Here is a 13,282-nt window from a genome sequence, read left to right on the forward strand (position 1 = left end):
TCAAAGGAGCAAGCGTTGGTCAAGCTTTTCGTGGTTCTCGGGCTCGCTCTGCTGGCGGGCGGCGCCTATGCCATCGTCGATGGCTGGGCTTATGTCGTCCTGGAGCGGGGCTTCACTGAGGTCATCCTCGGGGCACTGGCGGTGACGGCCGGTTTGATCCTGCTCGCGCTCGCGGCGGTACTCGCGGAAGTCCACCGGCTCAAGGGATTGGTCAGCGGTGCCATGGCGGTGGTGGCGCTGTCGGAGTCGCGCTCCGGCGAACGGCCGGTACCGAACGAGGCGCTGGCGCGCTCGGAGCCCATGCTCGAAAGGGAACGGGGGCCTGAGGCAGGGCATATCGGTACCGCGACCACGCTGGCGGCGGGAGCAGGGGCTGCTGCGGTTGCAGGCGCACTGACCAGCCTGGCGAAGGCCGACGAGCCGGCGGACGAAAAAGCATCGGACAAGCCGGAAGAAGCCGATAAGCCGGAAGGTGATGACGCAGCCGAGGGCAAGCAATCCGACCATGTCGGGGTGGTGGCCGCCGAGCCGCAGCAATCGCCTTCCACCGTGATCGGCGAGATCGACGACTGGTTGCTGCCTCCGCTGCCGGCGGCGCTCGATGTCGCGCCCTCGGAGGTCAGGCCGGACGAGCAGAGCGAGAGCGCCGACGCCCAAGGGAAGTCCGAGGCCTCGGAGGACGAACTGGATCGACCGATCTCGGCTGGCATCGACGAGCCATCGCAACCGGACGACGAGGAACGTGACGAAGAAAAGCCCGCTACGGTTTCGTTGGAAGAGCCTGAAGCGGAGGAGGTGAAGGACGAGGGCGAGCCCAAGCAGGAGACCGCCTCCGAGGTGGAGGATGAGGGCCGCCTCTGGTGGCCGCGTATCGACCGCCCGTCGACCGAAGCGACCGCCTCGATCAATGACGAGTTCACCGCGCTGCGCGACCAACTCTCAGGCGTCGTCAACGCGCCGGAGGTCGAGTTGCCGCGACGCGATCGCGATGATCTAGGCGTAAAGGAGGGCTTGGGCGCATCGGAGACCTGGATGGCGCCGCGAGCTTGGCCTCCGGTGACGCAGCCACGCGATCCCGGTGTCCTTGGTGATGTCGAGGCCGAGGCCGCCGACCAAGCTTCACCGGAAGATGCCAAGGCGGAAGCCGAGACCGTTGTCAGCAGCGAGCCTGCTGCGCCTCAGGTGGAACCACAGGACGAGCGGATCTCGGCAGAGGCCGAGATCCCGCCCACGGAAAAGGCGGAACCGGCCGCCGAGACCAAGTCTGACGAGGAACCAGCGGCTTCGGAAGAGGGCGTGATCGGAGCCTATCAGGTCGGCGAGACGCAGTTCACCATGTTCGCCGACGGTTCTATCCACGCCCGCACGCCGGACGGCGACTACACCTTCGCCTCGATGGACGAGCTGAAAACCTATCTCGCCAACGAGAAGGACAAGCTCGAGCCTAGCTCGAGCTGACCTCTTCCCCGGCCTCGCCCCAGCCGCCGGCCGCCGCCTTGATGGCAAAGGCGTAGGCGAGGGCGGTCTCCTTCAGCGAATCGAACCGTCCGGCGGCGCCGGCGTGCCCGGCGTCCATGTTGGTGTGCAGCATGACCGGCCCGCCGCCGGTCATGGTCGCGCGCAGGCGCGCCACCCACTTCGCCGGTTCCCAGTATGTGACGCGCGGATCGGCCAGCCCGCCGGTCGCCAGGATCGGCGGATAAGGCTGCGCCTTGACGTTTTCATAGGGCGAATAGCTCAGGATCGTCCGGAAGGCGGCCTCGTCCCGGATCGGGTCGCCCCATTCCGGCCATTCCATCGGAGTCAGCGGCAGGCTCTCGTCGAGGATGGTGTTGAGCACATCGACGAAGGGCACTTCGGCGATGAGGCCGGCGAAGAGCTCGGGTGCAAGATTGGCAACTGCGCCCATCAGCATGCCACCCGCGCTGCCGCCCTCGGCGATGATCCGGCCGCGGCTGGTGAAACCCTCCGCTGCCAGCATCTCGCCGGCGGCGATGAAGTCGGTGAAGCTGTTGGGCTTGGTCTGGCGCTTGCCGTCGAGATACCAGCCCCAGCCCTTGTCGGTGCCGCCGCGGATATGGGCGATGGCGTAGACGAAGCCGCGATCGACCAGGCTGAGCGGCCGTGTCCGGAACGAGGCGGACATCGCCGCGCCGTAGGAGCCGTAGCCATAAAGCAGGCAGGGTGCCGAGCCGTCGAGCACGAGGTCTCGCCGGTGCAGCAGCGAGACCGGAACTTTCGCGCCGTCCTTCGCTGTCGCGAAAATGCGGCGCACGACATAGGTGTCGGGGTCGTGACCGGACGGGACTTCCTGGCGTTTCACAAAGGTGCGCTCGCCAGTCTCCAGATTGTAATCGTAGGTTTCGGCCGGCCGCGCCATCGAGGCGTAGATGAAGCGCAGCCGATCCGTGTCGAATTCGTAGCCGGCATCGATGCCGAGCCCATAGGCCTCCTCATCGAAGGCGATGCTGCTCTCGACTCCGCTCTCGAGATCGTGGATGACGATGCGCGGCAGGCCCTCTTCACGTTCCAGGCGGATCAGCCGGTCGGCGAGACAAAGATGGCTAAGCACGAGCCGGCCGCGCTTATGCGGCACGAGATCGACCCAACTGGATGGTGACGGATCGGCCAGCGGCGCGCGCACGATCTTGAAGTCTTCGGCGCTGTCCGCATTGGTCAGGATCAGCAACTCGTCGCCATGATGCTCGACGCTGTATTGCCGTCCAGCCTGCCGGGCCGCGATCAACTTCGGCGTGCCGGCCTTGTCGGCGAGATCGACCAGCCTGACCTCCGAGGTCTCGTGATCGCTGCTGGAGATCAGCAGAAACCGGCGCGATTGCGTCTGGTCGATATCGGCGAACAGGCCGGGGTCGGTTTCCTCGTAGAGCAGTTCGTCCTCGCTCTGCGGAGTGCCAAGCCGATGGCGCAGCACGCGCGTCGGACGATGGTCATCGTCGAGCGCGACATAGACGAAGGCGCTGGAATCGGCGGCCCAGATCATCTCACCGGAGGTGTCGGCGATTGCGTCGGGCAGGTCCTTGCCGGTGGAAAGGTCGCGGATTCGGATGAGGTAGAGCTCCGAGCCGGCCTCGTCGGCGCTCCAGGCGAGCAGCTGATGGTCCGGGCTGTGCTCGGCATCGCCGAGGTCGAAGAACTCCTTACCCTCGGACAGGGCGTCGGTATCGAGCATCACTTGTTCGCGCCCGGGCTTGCCGGCCTTGCCTGAACGCGGCTTGCGGCAGATCAGCGGGTGCTCGCCGCCGCGCCGGTAGCGGCTATAGTAGAGGAACGGTCCGTCCGGCTGCGGCGGCTCGCTGTCGTCTTCCTTGATCCGCCCGCGCATTTCCTTGACGAGGTCGCGCTGGAGCGTGCGTGTCGGGCCCATAAGCTTGTCGCACCAGGCGTTCTCGGCCTCGATATGCGCGCGGATCTCGGCCGGCAGGACGTCTGGATCGCGCAGCACGTCGCGCCAGTTCTCGGCTCGGAGCCAAGCGTAGTCGTCGGTCAGGACAACGCCATGGACCGTGCTGGTTTGAGGACGGATGGCGGGAACCGGCTGGGCGGAGACCCTGCGTTGACTAGTCATGCTTGGTCTCCAAACCCGGTTCAACCATCTCTAAAGTCTCGATTGATGGTGGGATCGCTTCATCTTTGCCGAGACGACAGGTAGAGGTCGGTGGCGGCACTGACAAGGACAACCTTTTCGCGCAAATGCTGCAACGCAAGGCGTCATGTTACGGTGCGCGCTCACAATTTCAGCAATAATATGTCTCGGCGAATGTATTCGAATCCTTGTCAAGCCACTTGCGATATTGAACTGCATGGCTTAGACGGTTGCCCGCTGGTCCGTTTTGCATGATTCTATTCCGGTAGGAATTCGACCGTCTGCCGGCGGAGGTCAGGGAGGGCGCTTGCGCCTGGAAACAGAGCTGGGCGCAGTCACCGCTACGACTGGTCAAGAAAACAATGGAGCAACGCCATCATGGCTGACCAAGACGGTTCCGAATTCATCGAGCTCACGGCAGATATCGTTTCCGCCTATGTGTCGAACAATTCTGTCCCGGCGTCGGACTTGCCTTCACTGATCAGCGACGTTCACGCCGCGCTCAATCGTGTCGTCGGTGGCGCTGCCCCGATTGTTCCGGTCGAGGCGCCGAAGCCTGCGATTGCTGTGAAGAAGTCGATCACGGCCGACTATCTGATCTGCTTGGAGGACGGAAAGAAGTTCAAGTCGCTGAAGCGTCATCTGCGCACGCAGTACAACATGTCGCCTGAGCAATACCGCGAGAAGTGGGGCCTGCCGCCCGATTATCCGATGGTCGCTCCGAACTATGCCGAGGCGCGCTCGCAGCTCGCCAAGAAGATGGGTCTCGGCCAGCAGCGTCGCAAGCGCCGCTGATTGATCGCCGGCAAGCCGGCCTGGTCACCCATGTAGTGAAGCCGCCGGCCTGACCGGCGGCTTTTTTGTGCTTGTCGCTGTGGCAGATCGCCCAGCACGGAGCGGCCCGCCGGCTGAGCGAGCCGCGAGTCCGCGCCATGGGCCCAGGACTATGCAAGCCGAAAACTGTCAGGAGCCTGTCGGGACCGCCGGTTACGCGCTTGCTCCAGGTGGCACTAGGAATATATACCTGAAAGCGTCGCAGTTGAATTTGGGGAGACGGTACCCGCAATGGAACATATCATGAACATAGCGATTGCCAAGCGGCCAAATCCGGCTCGGCTGAGCGCTCCGGCCCGGCTAGCGGAAGCGGCCGTGAGCGGCGCCATGAGTCTGCCGGTCGAGGCGCTACGTGTCGGCCGTGGAGCCCGCAGGATCGCCTTCGCCCGCCAGCTCGCAATGTATCTGACCCATGTCGGCTTCGGGCTGACCCTGACGGAGGTCGGCTCCTGCTTCGAGCGCGACCGCACGACCGTGCGTCATGCTTGCGCCCTGATTGAAGATCGGCGGGACGAGCCGACATTCGATTTCGCCGTCTCGGCGCTCGAGGCCGGGCTGGCGCATCTTGCTTTCGGATTGCAGCTGGAAGTCGGCTTGGAGGCTTCCCGATGAGTGCCGTTGGTGATCGAACCCCCGCGCCGTCGCGTCTCCTGCGGCATCTGAGCGAGCCTGGCGCCTATGCCGTCGACTCGCCGCTGGGCTGTGGGCGGGTCGCGCTCTACCGCCGCGCGGCCGATGGTACCACGCTCGGGGCTGGCTATGTCCCCGCCGCCGAAGCCGATGCGCTCGTCGCGGCCGGTTTTGCCGCCTGGTTCACCGAAGAGGGCAGGCGGCGGCTGCGGCTCCCCGGCTCCGAGGCGCAGAAACCGCGTGCGACCGCGACGGTGACGGTGATGCTCGATGGGCAGGCGCAGCAGGTCGTGCTGGATGAACGCGAGAGCCCATTGCTCTGGCTCCATCGCCGTCCGGGCAAGGACGGGGCGCCGCAGATCTCTGCTGCCGAATTTGCCGCCGGCGAGCGCTTTCGTGCCGATCTGACGCTGGCGCAGATGCTGCCACGGGTCACGGTGAACTGGGACGCAGGTCTGGCTGGCGGCACTCATGCATCGGCACGCGGTCCAGCCGAGGCCTCCGATGCCAGCCTTGCGGCGCGTCAGCGTGTGCGCCTCGCCTGCAAGCGCCTCGGCCCCGAGTTGTCGGGCCTGGCGATCGACGTCTGCGGCTTCCTCAAGGGGCTGGATCAGGTCGAGCGCGAGCGCAAATGGCCGGCGCGCTCGGCCAAGGTCGTGCTCCGGCTGGCGCTGTCGGCGCTCGTCGAGCACTACGGGCTGGGCGCAGAGCAGGGTCTGCCTGCCGGTAGCGCTGTCTGGCGCGCGCCCGATGCACGCCCCTCAATTCCGCCTCGCGGGAATTAGGCCAGCGCCGCGCGGGCGTCGCTCTTGATCCGTTCCATCATGGCGCGCACGCCATTTGAGCGCTGCGGCGTCAGATGAGCTGCCAAGCCAAGCCGCTCGTAGATCGCGAACGCGTCGGTCGTCAGGATTTCCTGCGCCGTGCGGCCGGAATGGATGGCGATGGCGAGTGCGACCAGCCCGCGCACGATATGCGCGTCGCTGTCGCCGCGGAAAACAAGACGCATCGTTTCGCCAGGCCCGCCTTCGGCACGGGTCTCGAGCCAGACCTGGCTGGCGCAGCCGCGCACCTTGTTGGCGTCGTTATGCGCGTCCTCGGACAAGGGAGCCAGCGTGCGCCCGAGCTCGATAAGATAGCGATAGCGATCGTCCCAGTCGTCGAGCAGCTCGAAATTGGCGACGATCTCGTCGAGGCTTTCGCTCATGGATTTCGCCGTTGGCCTCCAGCCCATCAGCCGCCGATGAGGGCGACGATGGCGAGCGTCTTCGGCCTCTCGCGCGGCGAGGTCAAGCGTCAGCGCTGTCGCGGCTGGGGCTCGCCGGCACGTGTCGCGGCACTCGCCGCCATGGCGAGGACCCGGGCGCGGGTCTCCGGTTCCAGTCCGGCGAGGACCTCGGCCGCTTCGCGCAGGCTGACCGCGCCCTGCAGCGCTGCCTTGGGGTCGATCTTGGCGAGGATCGCAATAGCGGCCTTGGCATCGACGACGATCGTCTCCGGCTCGCTCTTCGTGCCGTGCACGGGCGAGTTCAGCGCGATCACGCCGACGATCGCCAGGCTGCGCAGAAGATAGGCCATGTCGGTCCCCGTCCGGTTCCAGGCTCCCCAGCCCGCGAATGGAGGAACCTTAGCGCGTGGACCGAAAGATCAGGTGTCCCCGAAAGCATCGATTTGAATCAAAGGCAGCCTATCGTCTTCAGCATCCGTTCACCTTGCCGCCAACAACCGCTGGCTTTGAATATCGCGTTACGACCCGTACAAATTATTGAAAAATATAAGCTACTTCCCCGTCCGCCTCGGAATTGCCCAGTTTGGAAGCCGGTCTCTTTAAGCCCCGCTTAAACGGCAGCCGTGAGGATCACTGCAACAAGGCGGAGCGAAAGCGCCGCCGGCCGGCAGAGGTGCGCGTTTGCGATTTTCCAGTTTGATGACGGCGGTGAGGGCGCAGGTCGCGGCGATGGTCCATCCATCGGCGCTGGCCGATTCGCTCGAGCGCATGCGTCATGAGCGCTTCATACTGACGAGACTCATCGCCTCGACCGCGGCGCTCAGCCTGATGCCGGCTTATGTCGCCTGGCGCGCCCGGATCGGCGCGTTCGAGCTGCTCGTGCTCGTCGCGATGGCGCTGCCGCTGCTGGCGGTCTTTCTGCTCTCGCGCACGGGGCGGCTGGATCTCGCGCACTGCATTTCCGGCGCTGCCCTGACATTGCTGATCACCACGCTCGCCTGCCTGACCGGCGGCGCTGCCTCGCCCTTGCTGCTCTGGCTTGCGGCAGTTCCGGCCGAAGCGATGTTCTTCGGCTCCCGCTCCTATGTGGCGCGCGCCGGTGCGCTCGCGGTTATCGGCCTCGGTACTGTCGTCGCTCTGCAGGGAATGGGAGCGCTCGTCGAGCCGGCGTCCTGGACCTGGCAGGCGATGCCTGCTTTCGCCGCGGCCGCGATCCTGCTCACAGCATTGATCACGGTAGGCTTCCTCTACCGCCGCGACGATGAGCTGCGCGAGCACCGCGCGTCCGATGCGCGGGCGCAACTGATGCTCGAGCATGTGGGTGACCTCGTCACCTGGCACGATGCGGCCGGCTCCGTCGTCTTCGCCAACGAGGCCGCCCGTGGCCTGACCGGGGCCGAGCCGGCCCAGCTCTTCGGTCGCGGCCTGTTCGAGCGCGTCCACATTGCCGACAGGCCGCTCTTCTTGAAGGCGCTGAGCGATGCCGCACATGGCAGCGGCCGGGCCAGCGCCTGCTTCCGTGTCCTGTTTGTCCCGGCAGGCAGCGATAGACACGTATCGGCGGGCCCCGTCGTGCGCTGGCTCGAGCTCAATGCCCGGCGTATCGAGCAGGTCGGCCCGCATGGCGTCGCGACGGTCGTCGGCGTCAGCCGTGACGTCACCGACCGGCGTGCGATCGACGAGGAGCGTGAGCGCAACCGTGCCGAGGCGGTCAAGGCGAGCGACGTCAAGGGCCAGTTCCTGGCGACCGTCAGCCACGAGCTGCGCACCCCGCTCAACGCCATCATCGGCTTCTCGGAGATGCTGAGCGGCGAACTCGGCCCTTCCTTCAGCCCGGTGCAGCGTCAGGAGTATGCCAGGATCGTCCACGATTCGGGCCAGCATCTGCTCGACGTGGTCAACACGCTGCTCGACGTCTCGAAGATCGAGAGCGGGGCGATGACGATCGAGCAGGACACGCTCGACCTGACCGAGCTCGCCGAAGACTGCTGCAATGTCGTCGCGCTCAAGGCCAAGACCGGGTCGGTCGCGCTTGAACGCGTCATCGGCCCTGATTTGCCGCAGCTGCTCGGCGACCGGCGCGCCCTGAAGCAGGTGATGCTCAACCTTCTGTCGAACGCGATCAAGTTCACGCCCGCGGGCGGACGCGTCACGCTCGCTCTGGTGCGCGATGGCGGGATGATCGACCTGTCGGTATCCGATACTGGCATCGGCATTGCGGCGGTCGATCTGCCACGGCTGGGCGATCCCTTCTTCCAGGCCAAGTCGTCTTATGACCGGGCTCATGGCGGCACCGGCCTCGGCCTCTCGGTGGTGCGCGGCCTGGTCGGCTTGCATGGCGGTACGCTCACTGTCGAAAGCGCGCCGGGCATTGGCACCAGGGTCGGCGTCCGCCTGCCAATCGCTGGCGTTTCGGCCGCACGCGAGCCGGCGTGCATCGCGACCTTTGCCCGTGCGCCGCGCCGCGGCCTCGAAACCAAGCAACCTGTTCGCCTGACCGCCTGACCGAGAGTTCAAGACCATGTCAGCCACGCTCGCCGCCCGCGCCCGCTCCGATGCGACGCTGTCGATGCCCGCCCGCCGTTCCGCCGGCCGGCGGGCCCCCTCGGCGCCGGCCCGGCTCCTGCGCTGGTTCGCCCGGCGCCCGGGTCGCGGGTTGGTCGTGCTCCTCTTCGCAGCCGTATCGGTGCTGATCGTGCTGAATGCCGTCCTGTTCCAGAAGGGCCGTCATCCGGCGCCGATGCTGTCGCCGCCGTCGCAATCGGCGGCTCGCCCGGCCGAGCAGCGCCGGGTCGAGACGCCGGCAGTCGCCGAACCCGCGAATTCGGCCGTACCAGCCCAGCAGGCCATTATGCCGCCATCGCGGCCCGGCGCGCTGGCGCCGGCCGCCCGTGAGGCGGCGCCACGCCCGCCGGCGCCGGTCGCGCCTGCCCAGCCGCGGCAGGCACAGGCGGCGCAGGTCCCGGCTCGCCCGGCTCCGGCCGCTCAGCCAGCGGCGGCACGCGACCCGATCGCTGACCTGATCAACGGCGCCGATATCCGGCCACCGGCGGATATCCGGGGACAGCGGCGCTGACCTCCGTGGTCCGCGGATTGCGGGGGCGCTCTTCGTGCCTCGCCTGACCAGCGATTTCTGGGTCTCGGCCTATCTGCGCCAGGCGGCTCGTGACGGGCTCGTCGCGGTGTTGCGTCGGCGCGGCGCACGCGAGGCCGGCGCTGTTTTCGTTAAGCTCGACCGCCTCGACGGCACGGCCGCGCTCTATGGCCCGGCGCCGCAGGCTCTCGCGGACGAGACTGGCGAGCGGCGTTTCCAGCTCGTGCTCGACGCCGATCCACTCGCGATCGAAGATCGGGTCGCGCGCGAAGTACGCTTCGACAGCGATCTCTGGCTGGTCGAGATCGAGAACCGCGCCGGCGATGCCCGCTTGGACGTCGTCGAAGGGTAGGCTTCAGTCGCCTTTGCCCCCGAGTCTGCGCCGCACTTCCTGAACGATGCCACGCACCGGCGCACGCTCGGCGCCGGACCGGGCCGGCGTGCCGCTCGGATCCATGGCGGGCTGCAGGGCCCCAGGACGGGCATGACGTGGCGCAACTCCGCCGATCTGCTGCGCCAGCCGGCGCGCTACGGCCGGCTGCAGTGAGCGCATCAGCTCGACCAGGGCGAAAATGCGTTCGACCGAACGCGCCGCATCGTCGCCGAGCCCGATCAGGAAGCGTGTCGCATCCTCCGGGCTCGCGCCGCAACCGATCAGCACCAGCGCTGCGAGCCGACGCGATTGATCGTTCGCCATGGTTGCTGCGAAGCGCGCATCGCTGCCGAAGGCATCTGCCAGCGCCGCGAAGGCGCTGGGCCGATCAGAGAGCGCCGTCGCGACCAGGCCGGCGATCTGTTCGGCGGCAAGCGTTGCTGGTCGCGGCGATGGGGCCAGCGCCTCATGGGCCGCGACGGCGTCGATCATGGCGAGGCGCTTTTCGAGGCTCGCCTGCAGGAAGAGCGGCGTTAGTTCCGACACCGGCAGATCAGCGCGGGCCAGCAGGCTCGCACCGAGCGCGGGTGCACGGATTGCACGCGGCAGCAACAGGTCGAGCGCCGCATGCGGTAGCGGCGCTGCCGTATTGGCGACCAGCGCCGCGTCGATCTCATCATCGTCGCAGCCGGAAAGCGTAATGCTGGCGTTGCCCGTCAGATCACGCCGGCCGGCGAGGGCGACCTTCGCCTCGCTGTCCCCTTCGGCTGCGATCTCCTCGATCTCCGTCGCGCTGAGCGGCATGCCATGGCCGATCAGCGCGGCTAGCACCTCGCCCCCGCGGGCGCGCAGGTCCGCGAGGACCTCACGCGGCGCATGCGGCCAACTCGCGAGCTTGCGGGCGAGGATCGTCGCCGTGGCATCATCGATCACTGGGATCGAGGCCTCCGCCATGGCGCGGAAGGCCTCCATGTCCTCGGCCGACGGGCTCGGCGTCGCCAGCAGCAGATCGGTTTTCACCCGCAGCGCGACCTGGCGCAGATCGAGCCCGCCATCGCTGGCCAACCTGGCGAGCTCGGCGAGATCTGTGGCGATGCGGGACGACATGGGAGGTTTCTCGTCGAGGAATTTCACGTTTCGGCAACTTATCCCCGATGCGTTAGCACAGCGTTAACCATGATGAGCGCTGATGGTCGGGAGGATGGCGGCGTAGCTCGCGCGTGAGTCCGATCTTACGTGTCGTCCGCGAATTGGGCACAGGCGCCAGCAAGGGAGGCGCATCATGGCAGACGTCATTCCTTTTGCGCCGCGCAGGCGCTCCGCCAGCCAGAGCCCCGCAGCGGTGGGCCCTTCCGGGCAGATTCTGTTCTTCACCGGCGTCCGCTACGAGCGCCAGCCTGAGCCAGCTGCGAGCAAGCCGCCGCGACGGCCGCGCCCCGCTGGCCGCGGCGAGCGCGAGACGCGGCGCAGGCGGCCCGGGTGAGAGCTGCGGATCGTGATTTTGGATTGGTCCAAGATCATCACGATCCGTTCTTGAGAGTTCGAGTGGGATTCATGCGAAAAACCGGTTCCCACTTTTTCGCATCCCACTCGGCCGCAACGGCGACACTGTCCTGCGTTCTGCTCGCTGGCTGCTCGACCACCGGCGATCTCGGCCGCCCCCGCCCAAACATCTTCGCCGATCAGATCGCACCGGCCGTCGGCGAGTGGAGCGCGCGCTTCCGCGGCGAGGCCTCGTCCTGGTTTCATATGACCGACGACGAGGAGCAGTTGCGGGCCCGCGCCTGGCGGATCGTCCTGCCTGCCCATGAGCGCAGTCATTTCGAACGGGAGGTCTCCAAGCTCGCCCATGCCCGTATCCTGCCGGTCGAGGCCCAGTCGAACGATGTCGCCGCCTATCACGGCGCCCTGACCTCCGGTTCCTTCGCCTCGCAGGCGTCGCGCTACAACCGGCTGGCCGAAGACGCCAATGGCGACCGGCTGCTGCTTGGCCAGTTCCGCGCCAACGCCTTGCGGGTCATCAATGCCGATCGCGCTCGGCTGCGTGCCCTCGATGCCTCCCAGCGGGTGCCGCTCGAGCAGCGCGATCCGGCCACTCAGCGCGTCGCCGAGAACGAAGGGCTGATGCTCTGGGTCTGCGAACGGGCCCGTTTCAGGCTGAAGAGCTATCGCTTCTCGCTCGACAACCTCGTCGTCGAGATGCCTTCGCGTGAGGCCGTTCGGGCTGAGCGCGCCATCATGGGGCTGGAGAGCGAGCTGGGCGGCGCCTGCAATCTGCCGCTGATCGGCATGTTCGGCGGAAAGGGCGAAGGCGCGCCGGCGGGGCGGGGACCAGTCGTCTACAAGGGCTAGCCAGCTTGTGCCCGATCTCCGATTTCAGGCGCAAAACAGGATTCCCATTCCTGTGGGATTAGGTCTAGCCTGCCGGTCATGAGCTGGCGAACGGTGGAGTGACCCCATGTCAGTCGCACACGTCAGGTTCACGCCCTCGGTCGCGGCGGAAACCCCCAGCGATCCGCCTGTCGAGCAGGGGCATCGCCACGAGGCCGGGGTCGTCGCCTCGAGCGTGTATGCCCATGGCGTGCGTATCGCCGACGTCCCGATCGATGAGGCCGGCGAATGGGCCCGCAAGGACGGTCATGTCGTCTGGATCGGGCTGCTCGAGCCTGAGGCGGCGCTGCTGAAATGCGTGCAGGAACAGTTCGGCCTGCACCCGCTTGCGGTCGAGGACGCGACCAACGCGCATCAGCGCCCGAAGCTCGAGCAGTACGGCGATGCGCTGTTCGTCGTCGCCCGCACCGCCCAGATGATCGACAAGCGCATCGCCTTCGGCGAGACGCATATCTTCATCGGCCGTGGCTACATCGTCAGTGTCCGCCACGGCGCCTCGACCTCGTACACATCGGTCCGGCAACATTGGGAGACCTGCCCGACTTCTCTGGCCAAGGGCGAGGATTTCATCCTCTACGCGATCCTCGATTTCATCGTCGATAATTACATGCCGGTGCTCGAGTCGATCCATGACGAGGTCGAGGAGATCGAGGACAAGGTCCTCGCCCGGCCGATGACGCGCACCGACATCGAGCGGCTCTACATGCTCAGGCGCGACCTGCTGCGCCTGCGCAACGCGGTCGGGCCGCTGGTCGATGTCTGCCAGCGCCTGAGCAATGGCAGCGTCCCGCAGGTGCGCCCGACGCTCGCGCCGATGTTCCGCGATGTGACCGACCATGTCCGCACCGTCCAGGAGAAGATAGACAGCCTGCGGGAGGTGCTGGCCTTCGCCTTCGAGGCGAGCCTGCTCGTCGGTCAGAGCCAGGAGAATGCGATCACCAAGCGGCTCGCCTCCTGGGCAGCTATCCTGGCGGTGCCGACCGCGCTCGCCGGCATCTACGGCATGAACTTCAAGAACATGCCGGAACTGGAGATGCATTACGGCTATTACGGCGTCCTGGCGGTGATCGTCACCACCTGCCTGACGCTGTTCTGGCGCTTCAAGCGCAATGGCTGGCTCTAGGGCAT

13 protein-coding genes are annotated in these 13,282 nt (G+C 66.7%); 9 read left to right on the plus strand and 4 right to left on the minus strand.

What is annotated here, in order from left to right; all coding sequences use genetic code 11:
• Positions 1-15: 15 nt before the first annotated feature.
• Complete coding sequence (locus QO058_RS23485) at positions 16-1,458, plus strand: hypothetical protein (protein WP_284168626.1); 1,443 nt, start codon at positions 16-18, stop codon at positions 1,456-1,458.
• Here the strand turns inward: QO058_RS23485 and QO058_RS23490 are convergent.
• On the minus strand, positions 1,445-3,586 hold the full coding sequence (locus tag QO058_RS23490; protein WP_284168627.1) for a S9 family peptidase: 2,142 nt from the start codon (positions 3,584-3,586) through the stop codon (positions 1,445-1,447). The two genes, QO058_RS23485 and QO058_RS23490, sit on opposite strands and share 14 nt — an antisense overlap.
• Positions 3,587-3,982: 396 nt before the next feature.
• Here QO058_RS23490 and QO058_RS23495 point away from each other — a divergent pair, with 396 nt between their 5' ends.
• The 3 genes from QO058_RS23495 to QO058_RS23505 all read left to right on the plus strand — a co-directional run bounded on the left by QO058_RS23495 (position 3,983) and on the right by QO058_RS23505 (position 5,853).
• Positions 3,983-4,399, plus strand: coding sequence for a Ros/MucR family transcriptional regulator (locus QO058_RS23495; protein WP_129158578.1), 417 nt, complete (start codon positions 3,983-3,985; stop codon positions 4,397-4,399).
• A gap of 282 nt (positions 4,400-4,681) precedes the next feature.
• Positions 4,682-5,050 carry a helix-turn-helix domain-containing protein gene (locus QO058_RS23500; protein ID WP_284168628.1) on the plus strand — a complete coding sequence of 123 codons (369 nt, stop codon included), beginning with the start codon at positions 4,682-4,684 and terminating at the stop codon, positions 5,048-5,050.
• Positions 5,047-5,853, plus strand: coding sequence for a DUF6456 domain-containing protein (locus tag QO058_RS23505; RefSeq protein WP_284168629.1), 807 nt, complete (start codon positions 5,047-5,049; stop codon positions 5,851-5,853). Before QO058_RS23500 ends, QO058_RS23505 begins: the two co-directional genes overlap by 4 nt.
• Here QO058_RS23505 and QO058_RS23510 read toward each other — a convergent pair.
• Both QO058_RS23510 and QO058_RS23515 read right to left on the minus strand, forming a co-directional pair.
• The gene (locus QO058_RS23510) at positions 5,850-6,275 is read right to left on the minus strand and encodes a SufE family protein (protein ID WP_284168630.1); all 426 of its coding nucleotides are present in this window, start codon (positions 6,273-6,275) and stop codon (positions 5,850-5,852) included. The genes QO058_RS23505 and QO058_RS23510 overlap by 4 nt on opposite strands.
• Before the next feature lie 89 nt (positions 6,276-6,364).
• Positions 6,365-6,646 (minus strand): hypothetical protein, encoded by a 282-nt coding sequence (locus QO058_RS23515; protein ID WP_284168631.1) that lies wholly within the window; start codon positions 6,644-6,646, stop codon positions 6,365-6,367.
• A 349-nt stretch (positions 6,647-6,995) separates the two neighbouring features.
• Between QO058_RS23515 and QO058_RS23520 the strand changes: the two genes are divergently transcribed.
• From QO058_RS23520 to QO058_RS23530, 3 genes are read left to right on the plus strand one after another with little or no spacing between them, the layout of a single operon-like run.
• Positions 6,996-8,801, plus strand: coding sequence for a PAS domain-containing sensor histidine kinase (locus QO058_RS23520; RefSeq protein WP_284168632.1), 1,806 nt, complete (start codon positions 6,996-6,998; stop codon positions 8,799-8,801).
• A gap of 16 nt (positions 8,802-8,817) precedes the next feature.
• A complete protein-coding gene (locus QO058_RS23525) occupies positions 8,818-9,372 on the plus strand; it encodes a hypothetical protein (protein WP_284168633.1) in 555 nt (184 codons plus the stop codon).
• Positions 9,373-9,406: 34 nt separating this feature from the next.
• Entirely contained in the window at positions 9,407-9,742 is a 336-nt protein-coding gene (locus QO058_RS23530) for a DUF1491 family protein (protein ID WP_284168634.1), read from the plus strand.
• 3 nt (positions 9,743-9,745) lie between these two features.
• Here the strand turns inward: QO058_RS23530 and QO058_RS23535 are convergent, their stop codons facing one another.
• The gene (locus tag QO058_RS23535) at positions 9,746-10,870 is read right to left on the minus strand and encodes a hypothetical protein (RefSeq protein WP_284168636.1); all 1,125 of its coding nucleotides are present in this window, start codon (positions 10,868-10,870) and stop codon (positions 9,746-9,748) included.
• Between the two features lie 447 nt (positions 10,871-11,317).
• Here QO058_RS23535 and QO058_RS23540 point away from each other — a divergent pair, with 447 nt between their 5' ends.
• Complete coding sequence (locus tag QO058_RS23540) at positions 11,318-12,115, plus strand: hypothetical protein (RefSeq protein WP_284168637.1); 798 nt, start codon at positions 11,318-11,320, stop codon at positions 12,113-12,115.
• A gap of 106 nt (positions 12,116-12,221) precedes the next feature.
• Positions 12,222-13,277, plus strand: coding sequence for a magnesium/cobalt transporter CorA (gene corA / locus QO058_RS23545; RefSeq protein ID WP_284168638.1), 1,056 nt, complete (start codon positions 12,222-12,224; stop codon positions 13,275-13,277).
• Positions 13,278-13,282 lie beyond the last annotated feature (5 nt).

The organism is Bosea vestrisii (genome assembly GCF_030144325.1).
Taxonomy (GTDB): domain Bacteria; phylum Pseudomonadota; class Alphaproteobacteria; order Rhizobiales; family Beijerinckiaceae; genus Allobosea; species Allobosea vestrisii_A.

Bases quoted from the DNA above. Each gene is read 5' to 3' on its own strand.
- QO058_RS23540 (WP_284168637.1), top strand. From the start codon at position 11,318: ATGCGAAAAACCGGTTCCCACTTTTTCGCATCCCACTCGGCCGCAACG.
- QO058_RS23500 (WP_284168628.1), top strand. From the start codon at position 4,682: ATGAACATAGCGATTGCCAAGCGGCCAAATCCGGCTCGGCTGAGCGCT.
- QO058_RS23510 (WP_284168630.1), bottom strand. From the start codon at position 6,275: ATGAGCGAAAGCCTCGACGAGATCGTCGCCAATTTCGAGCTGCTCGAC.
- QO058_RS23505 (WP_284168629.1), top strand. From the start codon at position 5,047: ATGAGTGCCGTTGGTGATCGAACCCCCGCGCCGTCGCGTCTCCTGCGG.
- QO058_RS23525 (WP_284168633.1), top strand. From the start codon at position 8,818: ATGTCAGCCACGCTCGCCGCCCGCGCCCGCTCCGATGCGACGCTGTCG.
- QO058_RS23495 (WP_129158578.1), top strand. From the start codon at position 3,983: ATGGCTGACCAAGACGGTTCCGAATTCATCGAGCTCACGGCAGATATC.
- QO058_RS23535 (WP_284168636.1), bottom strand. From the start codon at position 10,870: ATGTCGTCCCGCATCGCCACAGATCTCGCCGAGCTCGCCAGGTTGGCC.
- QO058_RS23515 (WP_284168631.1), bottom strand. From the start codon at position 6,646: ATGGCCTATCTTCTGCGCAGCCTGGCGATCGTCGGCGTGATCGCGCTG.
- corA (WP_284168638.1), top strand. From the start codon at position 12,222: ATGTCAGTCGCACACGTCAGGTTCACGCCCTCGGTCGCGGCGGAAACC.
- QO058_RS23490 (WP_284168627.1), bottom strand. From the start codon at position 3,586: ATGACTAGTCAACGCAGGGTCTCCGCCCAGCCGGTTCCCGCCATCCGT.
- QO058_RS23520 (WP_284168632.1), top strand. From the start codon at position 6,996: ATGACGGCGGTGAGGGCGCAGGTCGCGGCGATGGTCCATCCATCGGCG.